Below are 18,544 nucleotides of genomic sequence, written 5' to 3'. Positions count from 1 at the left end.
ACGTAGGAGGTCAGCCTTGAGCGCTACACCTGATGAATCTACCAAAGGCATCCGGCCCGAGGATGTAAAACTTTCCGTAGGGAAGAGTTTTGCCTACGGCCTGCAGCACGTATTGACTATGTACGGCGGCATCATCGCCCCGCCATTGATCATCGGCAACGCCGCGGGAGTTTCGCCGGCAGATATCGGCCTATTGGTAGCCTGCTGCCTCTTCGTTGGCGGACTGGCCACTATTCTGCAAACCGTCGGCATCCCGTTCTTCGGAGCTCAACTGCCACTGGTACAGGGCACGTCCTTTGCGTCCGTGGCCACGATGGTGGCCATCGTCAATGGTGGCGGGGGTATCCAGGCGGTCTTCGGCGCCGTGCTGGTTGCAGCGCTCATCGGCTTCCTCATTGCCCCGTTCTTCGCACGAATTATCCGTTTCTTCCCGCCGGTAGTCACCGGCGTGGTCATCACGATGATCGGCATCTCGCTGACCCCGGTGGCCGCCAACTGGGCCATGGGCGGAGACGCCAAGGCCGATGACTACGGTTCGTTGTCAAACATCGGGCTGGCCGCTGGAACGCTCCTGGTAGTCCTGCTGCTGTCCAAGGTCGGCAATGCCGCGATCTCCCGAATGTCGATCTTGCTGGCCATCGTGCTGGGCACGGTAGCTGCAGCGTTGCTGGGCATGGCGGATTTCTCTCAGGTCGGGAACGGCGCGATTTTCGCCTTCCCGCAGCCGCTGGCCTTCGGCATGCCGGTGTTCGAGATCGGCGGCATCATTTCCATGACCATCGTGGTGCTGGTGATTTTGACGGAAACGACCGCGGATATCCTCGCGGTGGGCGAGATTGCCGGGTCAAAGGTTGATTCCAAACGCATCGCCAACGGCCTTCGCGCCGATATGGCTTCGTCCGCTGTGGCACCGATCTTCAATACCTTCACCCAGTCGGCCTTCGCCCAGAATGTCGGACTGGTGGCCATCACCGGCATCACCAGCCGATTCGTCGTTGCAGCCGGTGGCGGCATCCTGGTGGTGCTCGGACTGTTGCCAGTCCTAGGACGCGTGGTAGCGGCGATCCCGACTCCGGTGCTCGGCGGCGCAGGCATCGTGCTCTTCGGCACGGTAGCGGCCTCTGGAATCCGAACTTTGTCCAAGGTCAAGTACGACGGCATGAACCTGGTGATTGTCGCGGCCTCGATTGCCTTCGGCTGCATCCCGATTGTCAAAACAGACTTCTACGCCGGCTTCCCGACCTGGTTCGAGAGCATCTTCCACTCCGGTATTTCTTCGGCAGCCATCATGGCAGTGCTGCTGAACCTGCTGTTCAATGAATTCACCTTCGGCAATACCAAGAATGCCTCGGTCTTCTCGGCCGCTCCGCCTCGCATGGTGAAGCAGGACGAAATCTGTGGCCTGATCGAAGGCGACCACTTTGAAAACGGCAAGCTGATCGACAAGGAAGGCTACGAAATCCCTGTCGTCTCGCCCGATGAATTCGAGAAGATCCAAACCGGGCAGATCAAGATGCCGGTGCCGAAGTTGGCGGAATCCCAGGATCACTGAGTCCAGTTCAGTTGCCATTCTTGGGCAGAGCGGCCTGGATGCTCATAGGATAGGTAATTGTGCATCCAGCTAATCTTTCCATCGGCGTTGACATCGGTGGCACCAAAATCCTTGCAGCTCTCGTGGATGAAGAGGGAAATGTCTACGGGCAGATCCACCGCGAGACGCCAAACCATGATGTGGCCGGCACCGAACGGGCCCTGGCTGACATGATCCTTGAGCTCTCCGAGGGCAACGATCGGATGCCGGTGGGCATCGGTGCCGCTGGCTGGATGGACCGCAAAGGCAAAAACGTCCTGTTCAGCCCGCACCTGTCCTGGCGCAATGAGCCGGTGCGCGATCGCCTGATGCAGCTGGTGGGCCACGAGGTCACCCTGGTCAATGACGCTGACGCCGCCGGCTGGGCCGAACATCGTTTCGGCGCCGGACGCGGCGAGAGCGACATGGTCTGCCTGACACTGGGAACCGGGATCGGCGGGGCCGTGATCCTCGGCGGCCAGATCCATCGCGGCAAGTCAGGCATCGCCGGGGAATTCGGGCATCAGGTCATTGTCCCCGGCGGGCACCGCTGCGCCTGCGGCAACCGGGGCTGCTGGGAACAGTACGCCTCTGGTAATGCCCTGGGGCGCGAAGGCGCTGAACTGGTGCGCAGCAAGTCGCCGGTAGCCTTCCGCCTGCGCGAGGCCGTGGGGGATAACCCGGAAGCCGTGACCGGGGCAGAAGTGACCAGGCTGGCTGCCGAGGGCGATCCCGCGTGCAAGGACCTGATTGAAGATATGGGCGGCTGGCTTGGCTTGGGGATCTCCAACCTCGTTTCGGTTCTCGACCCTGGAACCATCGTGATTGGCGGCGGCCTGGGCACGGCGTCGAGGCAGCTGGTGGCTACCGCCGAAGAAACCTACCGCCGCACGCTTTCCGGCCGGGGCTACCGTCCGTTTGCGAAAATTTGCCAGGCCGAATTGGGTGCGTCGGCGGGGCTGGTTGGCGCGGCTGATCTGGCGCGGTTCAATCAACAACAGTAAAAAAGATTGACAGGACATTAAGACTTATCTAGGCTCGGATTGTTGTTCAACATGAGAGCGAGGTCTTGGTGTGAACCTGCCGGCCAAGCCAGACCGAGCTCAGGGGGCGTCCTTGGGCATAGTTCTGGTGACGTATGCGATTGCCATGTGCGGCACCACCATGCCCACCGCGCTCTATCCGACCCTGCAAGATGAGTATGGGCTGAGCACCGCAGCGTCAACCCAGCTATTCGCCATATACGCCATCGTGGTGCTCACGGTCCTGTGCCTCTTCGGATCGCTCTCCGACGCTATTGGCCGCAAGCCGGTGATGATCATCGGACTGCTCTCCTCGGCGGCCAGCGGCGCGCTGTATGCCGTTGCGGCGGACGCGCCCATGCTGTTCATCGCGCGCATCCTCTCCGGAGTCTGCGCCGGGCTCGTGACCGGTACAGCTACGGCATATCTCACTGACCTTGTTTCCAGCTCCGCACGCGGGGCGGGCATTTCCAGTGTGGCGAATATGGTCGGGTTGGGCAGCGGGCCGGCCCTGGCCGCGTTCCTCACCTACTATCTTTCGTCCACGCCGATGATCGCATTCAGCGTCCACGCCGTTCTCTCTGGAGTGTGCATGGTGCTCTTGGCGCTGACTCCGGATACGGTCGCCCACCGCGGACGGCGGCTCAAGCTCAGCTTGCCGTTGGTACCCCGTTTCGCGCTGCGCGATTATTGCCTGGGCGGCCTGATGACCCTCGGATTCGCCGTGATGGGCGGCTGCACCGCGATGACATCCATCCTGGTGGTTCGTGCCTTCGGGATTACCGACCTGAGGCTTTTGGGACTCATTGGTTCATTGATATTTGTTGCCACCACGGTGGGGCAGAAGGCCGGCGGAAAGCTGGTGAGCGAAAAGGCTTATCTAGGATTCGCTGGATTGATGATCGGTACGGCGCTCATTGCCTTGGCGCCCAGGCTGCAAGGATCAATCGCCGTCATGGCCTACCTTTTCGGGCTGCTCGTCGCGGGCCTGAGTCATGGTGCATTGTTCCCGGTAGGCCTTGGCATAGTCTTGCGGAGAATCGAACTTCGCCATCGCGGCAGTGCCAGCTCGGCCTTCTGGGTGCTGGGATACGCACTGACCGCGCTGGGGGCATTGGGCTTGGGCTGGGTGGGCCAAGTTGTTGGTGAATCGATGGCGGTCACCTGCTTCGGCATCACGATTGCCCTGTGCTCGGTTGCTTGCCTGCTCCTGCATCGGCGCTGGAGCATGGAGAGGGCAGGGAGAAGCCCTATTGCCCGTTGAGGCGCAGAAGCGGCGGGCGCAGGAGCCTGATGTGTCGCAAAACACGTCAATGGGTGGAATGCTGCTGGCGCGTTGGCGGTTGGAGACGAAGAGAACAAATTCGTGTCCGAGCATGGCCAGCACAGCGGCCTCGGGCTGATCCGAAAGGCAATCAATGACTGTTGCATCCCAGGAAACCCAGGTCGACACCGCAACGCTCAACGCCATATTTGGCGAAGCGCGCACCGCTAACGCTTTCACCGGCGAGGTCACCGAAGCGCAGGCCCAGGAAATCTACGAACTAGCCAAGTTCGGTCCCACCGCATTCAACTCCCAGCCCCTGCGCGTGACCTACGTTCGTTCGCACGAAGCCCGCGCCACCCTGGTTGACGCCATGGCTCGAGGCAACCAGGAAAAGACTGCCGCAGCTCCGCTGGTAGCGATCCTCAGCTATGACACCGCATGGCACGAACAGTGGGATAACTTCCTGCCAGGCTATAACGCGCCCAAGGCCATGTACGATGCCGACGCTGACTTCACTGCAGCCACAGGCAACAACAACGCCCACCTGCAGGCAGGCTACTTCATGCTGGCCGCTCGCAGCCTCGGCTTCGCCGTCGGCCCGATGACCGGCGCTGACTTCTCCGCTATCGATGCCTCGTTCTTCCCAGAAGGCGAACAGAAGAGCTTCCTCGTGGTCAACATCGGCCAGCCAGCGCAGAGCGAACTCGGCGCTCCCAAGGCTCGCTTCGAGTACGAGAAGGCAGTGCGCACCGTCTAATCGCGGGTCGCTGAACTCCACGAATACCAAAGGCAAGCCCGGAACTCATAACGGTGAGTTCCGGGCTTGCCTTGTCTTGGGGCCAGCGAACTAGTTCGTGGCCAGCGAGACGGCCAAGGAGGCATCGGCGTCGAGCAGCACCTTGGCAGCTACTTCCAGCCCTTCCACCCGCCCCAATTCGGTATCCTCATGCTCGATGTTCACCAGCATCTCGGGATCCACCTCGTGCAGGGCGCGAAGGAATTCGGTCCAGAAGGCCGTGTCATGGCCCTTGCCCAGTGCCACGAAGTCCCATGCCGAGTTCTTCGGCCACTCGTTGGCCCACTCGTCCTCGCCCAGGTTGGTCCGGGGTTCATCGCTGCGCAGCTTGCGGAAGCTGTTATCCAGTACGCCCTGGATGGCCGCCGCCGGATTGATGCGCACGTCCTTGGCCGCCGCGTGGAAGACCCATGATCCGAGATCGCGCACCACAGCCACCGGATCCATCTGCTGCCAGAACAGGTGCGAGGCATCAAGCTCGACGCCGATGTTGCTGGTCCCGGCCCGCTCGACCAGTTCGCGGAAGCTGGCAGGGTTGAAGGCAACATTTTGCGGATGCAGTTCCAGCGCGATCTTGACGTCGTGGTCCTGCGCCAGAGCGTCAATATCCTTCCAGAAGCTGGCGGCGAGAGAGTACTGGTAGTCCAGCTGGTCCAAGGCCGCCGAGTTCCATGCGTTGACGGCCCAGTTGACCCGGGTGGCCCCGGGTTCGCCGCCGGGTAATCCGGACATGGTCACCACGCGGTGCTGGCCCAGTCGCGCGGCGAGCTTGATACTGCGACGAATGTCCTGAGCGTGCTTGTCTCCGATGCCCGGGTTGGGGTGCAGCGGATTGCCATTGCAGTTCAATCCTGCAATCTGAACGCCGGTGTCCTGGAAAATTGCCAGGAAGTCGTCCCGCGCGGTGTCGCTTTCAAGGATCTGGTCAATATTCGGTACATGGGTGGGCGGCAAGAATCCACCGGTGTTCAGTTCAATGCCGGTGAGTCCGAGGTCGGCAATGACCTTCAGGGCTTCGTGCAGGGGGCGGTCGTGGAGGATGGCGTTGTAGACTCCGAGTTTCACAGGGCGACCTGCTTTCCGTCATTGCTTGCGGACTGGACGACAGCCTGCAGGATTTTCATGTTGTGCACGCCTTCATCGAAGGTTGCGTTGGCAGGCAGGTTTGTCGCTGCACCGCACACTTCGTCGAGGAAAGCGCGGGCCTGATAGCCGAAAGCGTCGTTTTGCCCGAAGCCAACCCCTGGAGCATCCATCGGCAGCCCGCCGCCGATGTAGGCGTGCTCTGGGCCGAGATTGACCGTGCGGTAGCCGTTGGTAGCAGCCGCGCCGTCGCTGAGCATGATTTCGATTTGCGAGGGATTCAGCTGGTTGAAGCGTGCCGCGCCCTTTTCGCAGAATACTTCGAAAGTCAGCGTGTTCGGATGCCCGGCCGCGACGCGGGAAACTTCCAGGCTTCCCGATGCCTGGGGGAATTGGACGTTGAACGCTGCGTAGTCGTCGTTCTCCACCGGCTCGGACTTGTCGCTCAGTTCCACGAGATCGTGGCCCGTGACGGCGCCGGCTGGCAGGAAGCGCTCGGTAATGCTCGTGCGCAGCTGGCCGCCGCTGACCGAGGTGATATCACCGGCCAGGAATTCGGCAACATACGCAAGGTGGCTTCCGACGTCGGCCAATGCACCAGAGCCGGGCTGGCCTTTGAACCGCCAGCTCATCGGCGCCTGCGTGCTGTGGCCGTAGTCGGTCCAGTAGCGGCCAGAGAAGTGCAGCACCTTGCCCAGCGTGCCATCGTTGATCAAGTCGCGGATTGCCGCGATCCCTGGGGTGCGGCGGAAAGTGAATCCAACGCGGGCTACGGACGAGGCATTGCGCGCCGCGTCAGCCATCGCCTCCGCCTCCTCCAAGGTGTCGGCCAGCGGCTTCTCGCACAGGACGTGCTTTCCCGCGGCGAGCAGCCCTTCCACTGCTTCGCGGTGGAAGCGGTTGGCGATAACGACCGAAACCACATCAATGTCGGGATCTGCGGCGACTTCTTGCCATGAGCCGAGCGCCTTCTCGTAGCCGTAGCGCTTGGCGACCTTCGCGGCGAGCTCGGTATTCACGTCGGCCACGGCCACATAGCGCAGCGGTGGCAAATCCGGGTTGTACAGAGTCGGTGCGGTGCGGTAGCCAGCAATGTGCGACAGCCCGGCCATGCCGGCACCAATGACGGCAATGCCGATAGATTTTGTCACGGAATTTCTCCTGGGAAAATTGAATCAACGGATATTTTGGAGCGCTCCAAAAAAGTGTAGAACCGGATTCGGCGAATGGTCAAGAGTTCTTCCGGGAAGAATTAATCAGGTCTCGCGTGCGCTCGCGCAGGTCCCGCGTTCAACCAGGGCGGGTTCCAGGGAAACGACCTGGGGAGCCCGCCCAGGGTCCGCAAGGCGCGACAGGACTTGCTCGGCGACGTGCAATCCCACGGCGTGATTCCGGCTGTCAACCGTGGTCAAGCGCAACAGCTGGGTGTCGGCCAGCGGCGAATTATCGTATCCGACGATTGACAGATCCTCGGGAACGCACAGGCCGTTCTCCCGGGCTGCGGCCAGGGCCCCCATGGCCATGGAATCATTGCCGGCCAGGATGGCGGTGGTCTCGGGCGAGCTTCGCAGCAACTCCATGGCGCACAAGTATCCGCTGTGCTCGGTCGTCAGCTCGCCGAGGGTGACAACGTGTTCGGCCAGGCCTGCGGATTCAACGGCATCCCGGTACCCCAGGATTCGCAGGTGCGAGGATCCGCCGCCGCCTGCGATGTGGCCGATGTTCCGGTGCCCCAGGGAAATGAGGTGCTCAACGGCCCGCCTGGCGCCCAAGCGGTCATCGCTGGCAGCGATATCAGCGCCGGGCACCTTGGTGGCCCTGTTGCCTGCGATGATCACCGGGATCTGGGAGGGAAAGCGCATGGCGGGCGTCGGCTCGGTGGCCAGCACCAGTGCTTCGACCCGGGTGCTGAGAAATCCGTCCAATGGGTCCGACTCGACATGGGCATTGAGCGTGCGATCGGAGACCGCGATGCGCAATCCCGCGCTGGCCAGCCCTTCCTGGAGGCCGCGCAGCAGCTCCACGAACCAGACGTTCGTGTAGTCATCGATGACCACGCCGACAGTCTGGCTGGTTCCGCCGGCCAGCGCGGTGGCGGCGTGGCTGGGACGGTAGTCCAATTCCTCGATGGCCGCCAGCACGGCCGCGCGACGTGGAGCAGAGACGCTGGGGGAGCCGCGCAGCACCAGGGAGACCAGTGATTTGGAAACGCCGGCGGCCTGGGCAACGTCATAGATGGTTGCACGACGGCGTCCTGTGGCCACGGTTCCTCCTGGGTGTCGCAGATGCTTCCTTAAGAGCCTAGCGTTTCCCGCGGCCCGGGCCGGCTTTGTCCGGCAGATCCTCGGCGTCCAAGTCATAAAGTCAGGACATAGTATTGAGAAATTTTCTTAATTTTCTGTGTCGCCGGGGCACGAAAAACACTGATTTTCCGGGGATTTCCGCCGCTTGTGTTACTCATGTTGTAAATATGTCAGTACAAACCTTTGACAGGCGCTGTCTGATGGTGCAAAGTATTTCCTGTGGCACCGTTCACATTGTCGGCAGCTGGCCGACCCCTGAACTCCTGACTCGAAAGGACGTCGATCCGCGTGACTTACGACGTACTCACCCTCGGACGCATCAGTGTTGATGTCTACCCGAATGACATCGGCGTATCCCTGGCCGACGTGAACTCCTTCGGCAAGTACCTCGGCGGTTCTGCCACCAACGTTGCAGTAGCAGCAGCCCGCCACGGGCGCGACACCGGCGTGATCACCAAGGTTGGCGACGACGACTTCGGGACCTTCCTGGAACGCGAGCTGGACCGCTACAACGTGGACCGCTCCCTGGTCACCCGCGACGCCAGCCTGCAGACCCCGGTCACCTTCTGCGCCATCCTGCCACCAGATGACTTCCCGCTGTACTTCTACGGCCGCTTCCCGATGGCCCCGGACTGGAACATCAACACCAGCGACATCGACCTGGACGCCGTCAAGAATTCCAGGATCTTCTGGAGCACCGTCACCGGCCTGAGCCGCGAACCATCACGCAGCGCCCAGCTGGCAGCCTATGAAGCCCGCCCAGCCGGCTCGCTGGCCGAAGGCCAGTTCACCATCCTGGACCTGGATTACCGCCCGATGTTCTGGGATTCGGTGGAACAGGCCCGCGAACAGGTTACCGCGGCCCTCGCCTCCGCCACCGTCGCCATCGGCAACGACGCCGAGTGCACCGTTGCCGTCGGCGAAGGGACTCCCGACGAGCAGGCCGACCGCCTTCTGGAGGCCGGGGTGCAGATCGCCGTGGTCAAGCTCGGCCCCGAAGGCGTGATGGCCAAAACCCGCACCGAACGCGTGGTCTCCGCGCCGGTGCCCGTGCAGACCGCCAACGGACTGGGCGCAGGAGACTCCTTCGGCGGAGCCTTCTGCCACGGACTGCTCTCCGGCTGGCCGCTGGAACAGGTATTGGACTACGCCAACGCCGCCGGCGCCATCGTCGCCTCCCAGGTCGCCTGCTCCGACGCCATGCCGACCCCCGAAGAAGTGAACTCCCTGCTGGCCGAGCGCGGCCGCACCGTTCCCGCCTCCCAGAAAGATCTGGTCTAGTCATGCAACAGGTAACCGAACTGAGCGTGGATCGCGAAGACCCGCGCCGCTATGAATCCCTCACCCGCCAGCGTCTCGAGGACCCGGCCTCGGTGCAGCGCGCCGCGGCCGCCCGCCGGAAGCATGCCGGACCGGTGCTGGGACGCCAGAACTTCATCATCGCCGCGGACCATCCGGCTCGCGGGGCCCTGTCGGTCGGCAAGCGCGCCACCGCCATGGCCGACCGCCGCGAGCTGCTGGACCGGTTGCAGATCGCCCTGCAGAATCCTGCCTGCGACGGGGTGCTCGCCTCCCCGGATATCCTCGATGACCTGCTGCTGCTCGGTGCTCTGGAAGGCAAGCTGGTCTTCGGCTCGATGAACCGCGGCGGACTGACCGGCCTGGTCAACGAGATCGACGACCGGTTCACCGGGCACACCGCCTCCGCCCTGGCAGCCCTGGGCGCCGACGGCGGGAAAATGCTCACCCGGATCAGCTACGAGGACCAGGACACCGTCAAGACCCTACAGGCCACCGCCGACGCGGTCTCCGACTTGGCCCGGCACCAGCTGGTCGCGATGGTCGAGCCGTTCATCTCCAAGCGCGTGGAAGGCAAGGTCGTCAACGACCTGCGCCCCGACGCGGTCATCAAGTCCATGGGCATCGCCGCAGGGCTGGGCGAATCCAGCGCCTACACCTGGCTGAAGATCCCGGTGGTGGCGGAGATGGAGCGGGTCATGGCCGCCACCACCTTGCCCACGGTCCTGCTCGGCGGGGACCCGGCCGGCAGCCCGGATGAGGTCTTCGCCTCCTGGCAGGCCGCCCTGGCGCAGCCCGGAGTCCAGGGCCTGACCGTGGGACGCACCCTGCTCTACCCCGAAGATGGCGACGTGGCCGCCGCCGTGGCCACCGCCGCATCGCTACTGAACACCACCGCACCGGCACGAAGCTGAGAAGGACAAAGCTCGATGACTACACGCACAATGACCGTCGCCCAGGCGGTTGTGGAATTCCTCGGCCGCCAGTACACGGTGGATTCCATCGGCGGAACCCAGTACCGTGAACGGCTGATCCCTGGCATGTTCGGCATCTTCGGCCACGGCAATGTCGCCGGCGTAGGCCAGGCGCTGAAGCAGTGGCAGGCCAAGGACCCAAGCCTGATGCCTTACTACCAGGGCCGCAACGAGCAGGCCCAGTCGCACCAGGCCGTCGCCTACGCGCGGCACACCCGACGCCGGGCCACCTACGCGGTCTCCACCTCCATCGGCCCGGGCTCCTCCAACCTGCTGACCGGCGCGGCGCTGGCCACGGCCAACCGCCTGCCGGTGCTGCTGCTGCCTTCGGACACCTTCGCCACCCGCGCCGCGGACCCGGTGCTGCAGCAGCTGGAAATGCCGCACGGCTATGACATCACCGTCAATGATGCCTTCCGCCCGCTGTCCAAGTACTTCGATCGCGTCACCCGCCCGGAGCAGCTGGCCAGCGCCCTGCACCACGGGCTGCGGGTGCTCACCGACCCGGCGGAAACCGGTGCGGTGACCATCTCGCTGCCCCAGGACGTGCAGGCCGAGGCCTTCGACTTCCCGGAAGAATTCTTTGCCGAGCGCGAGTGGAAGATCCGCCGCCCCGAGCCAGAGGCCCAGGATATCGCCGAAGCGGCCAGGATGATCCGCGCCGCCAAGCGCCCGCTGATCGTGGCCGGCGGCGGGGTGCTCTACGCCTTTGCCACCGGGGAACTGGCCGAATTCTGCGAGGCCACCGGCATCCCGGTAGGCAATACCCAGGCTGGCGTGGGCGTGCTGCCCTGGGACTCGAAGTACTCGCTGGGCGCCATCGGCTCCACCGGAACCACCGCCGCCAATGCGCTGGCCGAGCAGGCGGATCTGATCATCGGCATCGGCACCCGCTACGAGGACTTCACCACCGCCAGCCGCACCGCCTTCCAGAACCCCGACGTGAAGTTCGTGAACATCAACGTCGCGGCCCTGGATGCCTACAAGCACGGCACCGTGCTGCCGGTAGTGGCCGACGCCCGCAAGGCCCTGATTGCCCTGCGCGAAGCCTTGACCGGCTACCGGGTGGACGGTGCCCTGGAAGTCCAGGCCGCCAGCGAAAAGCAGCGCTGGGATGCCACCGTGGACGAGGCCTTCGCCGAGCGCCTCTCGCCGCTGGTCAGCCAGAACGCCATCATCGGCGCGGTCAACCAGGCCATGGACCCCCGGGACGTCGTGGTCTGCGCCGCCGGATCGCTGCCCGGGGACCTGCACAAGATGTGGCGGGTTTCGGACCCTTACGGCTACCACGTGGAATACGGATACTCCTGCATGGGCTACGAGATCGCCGGCGGGCTGGGGATCAAGCGCGCAGCGATCGACGAGGCTGCGCGCGGGAACCAGGAGCACCGCGACGTGGTGGTCATGGTGGGCGACGGCTCGTACCTGATGATGCACACCGAGCTGGTCACCGCCGTGGCCGAGGGGCTGAAGCTGATCACCGTGCTGATCCAGAACCACGGCTACGCCTCCATCGGCGCCCTGTCCGAGTCCCTGGGCTCCCAGCGCTTCGGCACGAAGTACCGCACGCTGGATGCCGAGCACCACAGCTTCGATGACGGAGCCACCTTGCCGGTGGACCTGGCCACCAACGCCGAATCCCTGGGCGTGAAGGTCATCCGGATCGCCCCGGGACCGAACGCCATCGACGACCTGTCAGCGGCGGTGGCCGAAGCCAAGGCCGCACCGGAGGGCTCGGGACCCATCCTGATCCACATCGAATCGGACCTCTACGCCGATGCTCCATCGAGCGAATCCTGGTGGGATGTCCCGGTCAGCGAAGTCGCCGAGCTGGAGAGCACCCAAACGGCCTACCAGAACTACACCAAGCACAAGGCACGCCAAAAGCCCCTGCTGGGCTAAGGCAGAAACCAGAAAACTTCAGAACTTCAAAGGAAGAACAGCAATGACTACCATCGCCACCGACGTCGCAGAAATCCTGCACTACATCAACGGCGCCCCTTCGGCGGGCACCGGCACCGAAACCCAGCCGGTCTACAACCCAGCGACCGGCGAGGTCACCGGCCAGCTGCGCCTGGCCAATGACGAGGACCTGGCCCAGGCCGTCGCCATCGCCAAGGCAGCGTCCGAAACCTGGGGCGAAGTATCGATCGCCAAGCGCAGCAAGATCCTCTTCCGCTTCCAGCAGCTGCTCACCGAGCACACCGACGAGCTGGCCCGCATCATCACCAGCGAGCACGGCAAGGTCCTCTCGGACGCCGCCGGCGAAATCAGCCGGGGCATCGAAGTCGTCGAGTACGCCTGCGGCATCTCGCAGTCGCTGAAGGGCGAATACTCCGACCAGGTCTCCACCGGCATCGATGTCTTCTCCTTCCGCCAGCCACTGGGCGTGGTCGCCGGCATCACCCCGTTCAACTTCCCGGTCATGGTGCCGCTGTGGATGGCCCCGGTGGCCATCGCCACCGGCAACGCCTTCATCCTCAAGCCATCCGAGCGCGACCCGTCCGCCTCGCTGCTGATCGCCCAGCTGTTCAAGGAGGCCGGCCTGCCAGACGGTGTCTTCCAGGTGCTGCACGGCGGCAAGGACACCGTGGACGGACTGCTGTCGCACCCTGATATCGACGGCATCTCCTTCGTCGGCTCCACCCCGATCGCCAAGTACGTGCACGAAACCGCCACCAAGCACGGCAAGCGCGTGCAGGCACTGGGCGGGGCGAAGAACCACGCAGTCATCATGCCGGATGCCGATATGGACCTGGCCGCCGACCACATCAACGCCGCCGCCTTCGGCTCCGCCGGCCAGCGCTGCATGGCCATCTCCGTGGCCGTGGCCGTCGGCGATGCCGCCGACGCCCTGGTGGATAAGCTCGCCGAGCACGCCGGCAAGGTCAACGTCTCGCATGGCTTTGATGAGAAGGCCGATATGGGTCCGGTCATCACCCCGGCCTCCAAGTCCCGCCTGCAGAAGATCGTTGGCGAAGCCGAGCAGGCCGGCGCCGCACTGGTGATCGACGGACGCGACCTGGTGGTCAAGGACCACGAAAACGGCTTCTTCGTCGGCCCGACCATCATCGACAAGGTTAGCCGCGAAATGAGCGCCTACACCGAGGAGATCTTCGGCCCGGTCCTGGTGGTGCTGCGCGTGGATTCCCTGGACGAGGCCATCGATGTGGTCAACGCCAACCCCTACGGCAATGGCACCGCCATCTTCACCTCCTCCGGCGCCCACGCCCGCACCTACACCCGCCGCATCCAGGTGGGCATGGTCGGCGTGAACGTGCCGCTGCCGGTGCCGGTGGCGTGGCACTCCTTCGGCGGCTGGAAGGACTCGCTATTCGGCGAGCACCACATCTATGGCCCGGACGGCGTGCGCTTCTACACCCGCGGCAAGGCCATCACCCAGCGCTGGCCAGAACCAGCCAAGGGCACGGCCGCGACTTTCAACTTCCCATCCAACTAGCCTTTTCAGCCAGAGAAACGGTACGCATCATGGCACAGAACATCACCATCGGAACGGCTCCTGACTCCTGGGGCGTCTGGTTTGCCGATGACCCGAAGCAGACCCCGTGGCAGCGCTTCCTCGACGAGGTGGCCGAAGCCGGCTACAAGACCATCGAGCTGGGCCCCTACGGCTACCTGCCGACCGACCCTTCCCGGCTCGCTGATGAGCTGGCCGCCCGCGACCTGAACGTCTGCGCCGGCACCGTGTTCACCGCCTTCCACCGCGGGATCGACGGCAGCGCCAACGCCTGGGAAGAAGCCTGGGAGCCGGCCCGCAAGGTCGCCGAGCTGACCGCCGCCATGGGCGGCGAGCACATCGTGGTCATCCCGGCGATGTGGCGTGATGACGTCACCGGGCAGGCACTGGAACCGGGCATCCTGGAAGCCGAAGGCTGGGACTCGCTGGCCAAGGGCCACGACCGGTTGGGCAGGATCCTGCAGGAGGAATTCGGGCTCAAACAGCAGTTCCACTCCCACGCGGACTCCCACGTCTGCGGCCAGGGCGACATCGAGAAGTTCCTCGAAGTCACCGACCCGCAGTTCACCACCCTGTGCCTGGACACCGGCCACGCCGAATACGGCGGAGCCTCCAGCGTGGATCTGATCCGCCGCTTCCCGGAACGCATCGGCTACCTGCACCTGAAGCAGATCAACCCGGACATCCTGGCCACCGTGCGCGAGCAGGACATGACCTGGGCCGCGGCCAACCTGGCCGGGGTCATGTGCGAGCCGCCATCGGGCCTGCCCGACCTGAACGAGGTGCTGCAGGAAGTGGAGAAGCTGGGCCGCCCGATCTTCGGCATTGTGGAGCAGGACATGTACCCGGTCGCCGATTTCTCGGTGCCGCTGCCGATTGCCACGCGCACGCGGAACTATCTGCACAGCTGCATCTCCCGCACCCACGTTTAAGCAAGACCGAACCTAGCCAAAAATTTCTTGAAAGGACATATCGTGCCAGAGATCCTGCGCGTTGCCGTCGTTGGGGCCGGACGCATGGGCGCTGACCACATCCAGCGAATCCACCACCGTATTTCCGGCGCCGAGGTGGCTGCCGTGGTCGACATCGACCTGGACCGGGTCAACGCCGCCATTGACGGCGTCCCCGGCGCTAAGGGCTACACCGACCTGGACACCGCGCTCGCCGGCGGAGACGTGAACGCGGTCCTGCTCGCCACCCCGGGCTTCCTGCACCACGATGCACTGCTGAAGGTGCTGGAAGCGGATATCCCGGTATTGTGCGAAAAGCCGCTGACCCCGGATGCCGCATCCTCGTGGGAGATCGTCGAGGCCGAGGCGAAGCTGGGCCGCAAGCGCATCCAGGTGGGCTTCATGCGCCGCTTTGATGCCGAGTACCAGCAGCTGCGCCAGCTGATCGAGAACCAGGGCCTGGGCGAACTGCTGGTGCTGCACCACCAGCACCGCAACCCGAGCACCCCGGAAGGGTTCACCAACGAAATGCTGATCAATGACTCGGTGGTGCACGAGTTCGACGCGATCCGCTTCTTCACCGGCGAGGAAATCACCAGCGTGCAGGTGCGCCTGGGCAAGGCCACCCGCAATGCGCCCAATGGGCAGCATGATCCGCAGCATGTCTTGCTGGAAACCACCTCGGGCGTGCTCGCTGACGTGGAGATCTACGTCAATGCGAAGTTCGGCTACGAGGTGGCCACCCAGGCGTCCTTCGAAGACGGCATCGTGTCCATCGGCAACGATGCCGGACCTTACGTGCGTACCGCAGGCCAGTGGGGCGGCAAGGTCACCCCGGGCTTCGAGGAGCGCTTCGGGGCGGCCTACGACACCGAAATCCAGTCCTGGGTTGACGCAGCATTGCAAGGCGAAATCGGCGGACCGAACGCATGGGATGGCTACGCGACCGCAGCCTGCTGCGAAGCGGGCGTCGAGGCCCAGCGCACCGGCGCCAAAATCGACGTAGTGCTGAACAGCAAGCCGGATCTCTACAACTAGGAACATCATGAAATTCGCATTGGATCCGACCCCGTTCCATTCCACGCACTCGGTACTGGAGTTTCCCAGGATCGCCGCGGAATTGGGCTATGACTACATCCAGCTGACCCCGCACCCGGACGTCATCCCGTTCTTCACCCACCCGAAGGCCGATGACGAGCTGGTGGCGAAGCTCGCCGCGCAGTGCAAGGCGACCGGCGTGGGCATCGCCTCGGTGCTTCCGGTGCTGCGCTGGTCCTCACCCGATGAGAATCTGCGCCAGGCCGCGGTGCGCTACTGGAAGCGCGCCATCCAGATCGCCGTGGATCTTGGCGTGACCCAGATGAACACGGAATTCTCGGGACGCCCTGAGCGCGCCGAGGAATCCGAGGCCGCGTTCTACCGCTCCATGGAGGAACTGGTGCCGATCATCGAGCGCGAAGGCATCAACGTGGCCATCGATCCGCATCCGGATGATTTCGTGGAGGAGGGCCTGGCCGCCTGGCGGGTGATCCGCGGGGTGAATTCACCGAACCTGTCCTTCGTCTATGTGGCCTCGCATTCCTTCCACATGAAGGACCAGCCACTGGAGATCATGGAGACCGTGGGGGAGCGGCTTCGCGTGGTCCATGTCGCCGACACGATGGACCACCATGCTTCGCACGGCCTGCGCTACATCACCAATCCGCCGGGCAACCCGGTGCGGGTGCACCAGCACCTGAAGGTGGGCGACGGCGACGTGAATTGGGATGAGTTCTTCTCCGGGCTGGTGGCCAATGGCTTCACCAACCGCGAGGAGAGCGTGATGGTCTCAAGCGTTTTCGCGGAGAACGAGAACGCCGTGGAAGTCTCGAAGTACCAACTGGAGCAGATGCGCAGCCGAGTAGCCGCCGCGCAGGGCGCACGCCAGTAGCGCTAACCCGCCACCAAGGCGATGCTTCATGGCAAGAACCGAACCGCTAATGGTTCGGTTCTTGCCATTTAACTCAGCGAAGCTTGCTCGAGGCTCAGGCATGCACCAAGGCCGCGAATTTGTCAGGACAAATTCAAGAAAACTATTGCCAATGTAACCCTGATGACGTATTGTCCTTACATAGGGGCTGTGAAGCCCATCACTTTCAGTTTAAGGGCGGGGTTCACGATGATGCGATGTAGTACCCGCCACCCCGAAGGGAAGACGTCGGATCACAGCTGATCCGATGCGCAGCCGCAGGCTAGCAGAGCTTCCACCCGGGAAAATCTAAGGAGTTTCCATGTCCAGTGCGCAGAATGTTTCTGCCAGATCGAGTTTGCCGCCCCTGACTGCGGGGCCTCATTCAAAGCGGCTCGGATTGATCTCCATCGTCGCCTGCTTTGGTGGCTTGCTCTTCGGCTATGACACCGGTGTGGCCAATGGCGCCGAAGGTCCCATGGCCGCCGAGCTGGGATTGAACCTCCTGCAGGTTGGCGTAGTGATCAGCTCCCTGGTCTTTGCGGCGGCGATCGGCGCACTGGTTTGCGGCCGAATTTCTGATGCTTGGGGACGTCGCAAGGTCATCCTGGTTCTCGCCGGCCTGTTTCTCTGCGGGACTTTGCTGGTGATTCTGTCTCCGGCTTCCGGAGAGTATGGAACTTTTTCGCCTCTTGGATTTGCGGTATTGGTTTCCGGGCGAATCATGCTTGGGCTGGCCGTGGGCGGTGCCTCTACCGTAGTTCCGGTGTATCTGGCCGAGCTTGCTCCCTATGAAATTCGCGGTTCAATCACTGGACGCAACGAGCTGGCCATCGTTATCGGACAGCTATCGGCATTTATCGTCAACGCTGTCCTTGCGGTGACGCTCGGCCACCTTGACGGGGTCTGGCGGCTCATGTTTGCCGTGTGTGCTCTTCCCGCCATCGCCCTCTTCTTCGGCATGCTGCGCATGCCGGAGTCGCCGCGCTGGCTGGTTGAGAAGGGTCGATATGCGCAGGCCTTGCGGGTGCTCAAGACTGTCCGCTCGCCGGAGCGCGCTCTGGCCGAGGTCCACGAGGTAGAAATCATCGCTCAGCGGGAGAAGAGCGAAAACAAGAAGGTTGGCTGGAAAGCAATCTTGGAGAATAAATGGCTGCGCCGGATCATCCTGATTGGTATCGGGGTCGGCATGGCGCAGCAGTTGACCGGCATCAATTCGATCATGTATTACGGTACGCGTGTTCTTGAGGAATCAGGCATGTCAGCTGAACAGGCGGTCCTGGCGAATATCGCGTTCGGCGCCGTCGCTGTCATTGGTGGAGTGATCGCGTTGCGCAACATGGACCGTCTGGATCGGCGCACGACATTCCTCATTGGATTGAGCCTGACCACGGTGTGCCATTTGCTCGTCGCGTTCGCTGGAATCCTCCTTCCCGTCGGAAGCGTTGCCAGGCCCATCGTAATCATGATTCTTGTCGTGGCCTTCGTGCTCTCCATGCAAACCTTCCTCAACATCGCAGTGTGGGTGTGGCTCGCCGAAGTCTTCCCGCAGCATATGCGAGGACTTGGAATTGGAATTTCGGTATTCTTCGTGTGGATCACCAACGGATTCTTGGCCCTGTACTTCCCGACGTTGATCTCGGGCGTCGGAATCACTGGATCATTCTTCCTTTTCGCCGGGGTAGGTGTTCTGGCCTTGATCTTCGTGGCCACCCAGGTTCCGGAGACGCGTGGGCGTTCCCTCGAAGATCTCGAAGAGGACGTCACTACAGGGGCGATTTACCAGCTGAAGTCCTCTGCCGGCTCGTAGCGCTGACCGGACGATTAATGGATAAAGGCTCCACGGTTGTGGAG

General features: G+C 63.3%; 15 protein-coding genes. 12 read left to right on the top strand and 3 right to left on the bottom strand.

Annotated elements, in window-relative coordinates; translation table 11 throughout:
* Nucleotides 1-16: 16 nt before the first annotated feature.
* The 4 genes from OF385_RS16240 to OF385_RS16225 all read left to right on the top strand — a co-directional run bounded on the left by OF385_RS16240 (nucleotide 17) and on the right by OF385_RS16225 (nucleotide 4,616).
* Nucleotides 17-1,552 carry a nucleobase:cation symporter-2 family protein gene (locus tag OF385_RS16240; protein ID WP_264276338.1) on the top strand — a complete coding sequence of 512 codons (1,536 nt, stop codon included), beginning with the start codon at nucleotides 17-19 and terminating at the stop codon, nucleotides 1,550-1,552.
* 59 nt (nucleotides 1,553-1,611) lie between these two features.
* A complete protein-coding gene (locus tag OF385_RS16235; protein ID WP_264276337.1) occupies nucleotides 1,612-2,574 on the top strand; it encodes an ROK family protein in 963 nt (320 codons plus the stop codon).
* A gap of 70 nt (nucleotides 2,575-2,644) precedes the next feature.
* Nucleotides 2,645-3,856 (top strand): MFS transporter, encoded by a 1,212-nt coding sequence (locus OF385_RS16230; protein WP_264276336.1) that lies wholly within the window; start codon nucleotides 2,645-2,647, stop codon nucleotides 3,854-3,856.
* 154 nt (nucleotides 3,857-4,010) lie between these two features.
* Nucleotides 4,011-4,616, top strand: coding sequence for a malonic semialdehyde reductase (locus OF385_RS16225; RefSeq protein WP_264276335.1), 606 nt, complete (start codon nucleotides 4,011-4,013; stop codon nucleotides 4,614-4,616).
* Between the two features lie 90 nt (nucleotides 4,617-4,706).
* Here OF385_RS16225 and OF385_RS16220 read toward each other — a convergent pair whose 3' ends face one another.
* The 3 genes from OF385_RS16220 to OF385_RS16210 all read right to left on the bottom strand — a co-directional run bounded on the left by OF385_RS16220 (nucleotide 4,707) and on the right by OF385_RS16210 (nucleotide 8,002).
* Complete coding sequence (locus tag OF385_RS16220; protein ID WP_264276334.1) at nucleotides 4,707-5,720, bottom strand: sugar phosphate isomerase/epimerase family protein; 1,014 nt, start codon at nucleotides 5,718-5,720, stop codon at nucleotides 4,707-4,709.
* Nucleotides 5,717-6,889, bottom strand: coding sequence for a Gfo/Idh/MocA family protein (locus OF385_RS16215; protein ID WP_264276333.1), 1,173 nt, complete (start codon nucleotides 6,887-6,889; stop codon nucleotides 5,717-5,719). Before OF385_RS16215 ends, OF385_RS16220 begins: the two co-directional genes overlap by 4 nt.
* A 105-nt stretch (nucleotides 6,890-6,994) precedes the next feature.
* Nucleotides 6,995-8,002 carry a LacI family DNA-binding transcriptional regulator gene (locus OF385_RS16210; protein ID WP_264276332.1) on the bottom strand — a complete coding sequence of 336 codons (1,008 nt, stop codon included), beginning with the start codon at nucleotides 8,000-8,002 and terminating at the stop codon, nucleotides 6,995-6,997.
* 327 nt (nucleotides 8,003-8,329) lie between these two features.
* Between OF385_RS16210 and iolC the strand changes: the two genes are divergently transcribed.
* The 8 genes from iolC (at nucleotide 8,330) to OF385_RS16170 (ending at nucleotide 18,500) form a co-directional block, all read left to right on the top strand.
* A complete protein-coding gene (gene iolC, locus OF385_RS16205) occupies nucleotides 8,330-9,322 on the top strand; it encodes a 5-dehydro-2-deoxygluconokinase (RefSeq protein ID WP_264276331.1) in 993 nt (330 codons plus the stop codon).
* Nucleotides 9,323-9,324: 2 nt separating this feature from the next.
* Nucleotides 9,325-10,254, top strand: coding sequence for a deoxyribose-phosphate aldolase (locus OF385_RS16200; RefSeq protein WP_264276330.1), 930 nt, complete (start codon nucleotides 9,325-9,327; stop codon nucleotides 10,252-10,254).
* A gap of 30 nt (nucleotides 10,255-10,284) precedes the next feature.
* Nucleotides 10,285-12,216: a 3D-(3,5/4)-trihydroxycyclohexane-1,2-dione acylhydrolase (decyclizing) gene (gene iolD / locus OF385_RS16195; RefSeq protein WP_264277957.1), complete on the top strand. Its 1,932-nt coding sequence runs from the start codon at nucleotides 10,285-10,287 to the stop codon at nucleotides 12,214-12,216.
* 43 nt (nucleotides 12,217-12,259) lie between these two features.
* Nucleotides 12,260-13,774 (top strand): CoA-acylating methylmalonate-semialdehyde dehydrogenase, encoded by a 1,515-nt coding sequence (locus OF385_RS16190; RefSeq protein WP_264276329.1) that lies wholly within the window; start codon nucleotides 12,260-12,262, stop codon nucleotides 13,772-13,774.
* Nucleotides 13,775-13,803: 29 nt separating this feature from the next.
* Entirely contained in the window at nucleotides 13,804-14,724 is a 921-nt protein-coding gene (locus tag OF385_RS16185; RefSeq protein WP_264276328.1) for a sugar phosphate isomerase/epimerase family protein, read from the top strand.
* A gap of 42 nt (nucleotides 14,725-14,766) precedes the next feature.
* On the top strand, nucleotides 14,767-15,780 hold the full coding sequence (locus OF385_RS16180) for a Gfo/Idh/MocA family protein (RefSeq protein ID WP_264276327.1): 1,014 nt from the start codon (nucleotides 14,767-14,769) through the stop codon (nucleotides 15,778-15,780).
* A 7-nt stretch (nucleotides 15,781-15,787) separates the two neighbouring features.
* Nucleotides 15,788-16,672, top strand: a complete 885-nt coding sequence (locus OF385_RS16175) for a sugar phosphate isomerase/epimerase family protein (protein WP_264276326.1) — start codon at nucleotides 15,788-15,790, stop codon at nucleotides 16,670-16,672.
* Between the two features lie 340 nt (nucleotides 16,673-17,012).
* On the top strand, nucleotides 17,013-18,500 hold the full coding sequence (locus tag OF385_RS16170; protein WP_264276325.1) for a sugar porter family MFS transporter: 1,488 nt from the start codon (nucleotides 17,013-17,015) through the stop codon (nucleotides 18,498-18,500).
* Nucleotides 18,501-18,544 lie beyond the last annotated feature (44 nt).

The organism is Glutamicibacter sp. JL.03c (assembly GCF_025854375.1).
GTDB lineage: Bacteria > Actinomycetota > Actinomycetes > Actinomycetales > Micrococcaceae > Glutamicibacter.
Note: the sequence above shows the minus strand (reverse complement) of the source record. Positions and strands in the feature narration are given on the sequence as shown.

Bases quoted from the DNA above. Each gene is read 5' to 3' on its own strand.
- OF385_RS16225 (WP_264276335.1), top strand. From the start codon at position 4,011: ATGACTGTTGCATCCCAGGAAACCCAGGTCGACACCGCAACGCTCAAC.
- OF385_RS16200 (WP_264276330.1), top strand. From the start codon at position 9,325: ATGCAACAGGTAACCGAACTGAGCGTGGATCGCGAAGACCCGCGCCGC.
- iolD (WP_264277957.1), top strand. From the start codon at position 10,285: ATGACCGTCGCCCAGGCGGTTGTGGAATTCCTCGGCCGCCAGTACACG.
- OF385_RS16190 (WP_264276329.1), top strand. From the start codon at position 12,260: ATGACTACCATCGCCACCGACGTCGCAGAAATCCTGCACTACATCAAC.
- OF385_RS16185 (WP_264276328.1), top strand. From the start codon at position 13,804: ATGGCACAGAACATCACCATCGGAACGGCTCCTGACTCCTGGGGCGTC.
- OF385_RS16175 (WP_264276326.1), top strand. From the start codon at position 15,788: ATGAAATTCGCATTGGATCCGACCCCGTTCCATTCCACGCACTCGGTA.
- OF385_RS16170 (WP_264276325.1), top strand. From the start codon at position 17,013: ATGTCCAGTGCGCAGAATGTTTCTGCCAGATCGAGTTTGCCGCCCCTG.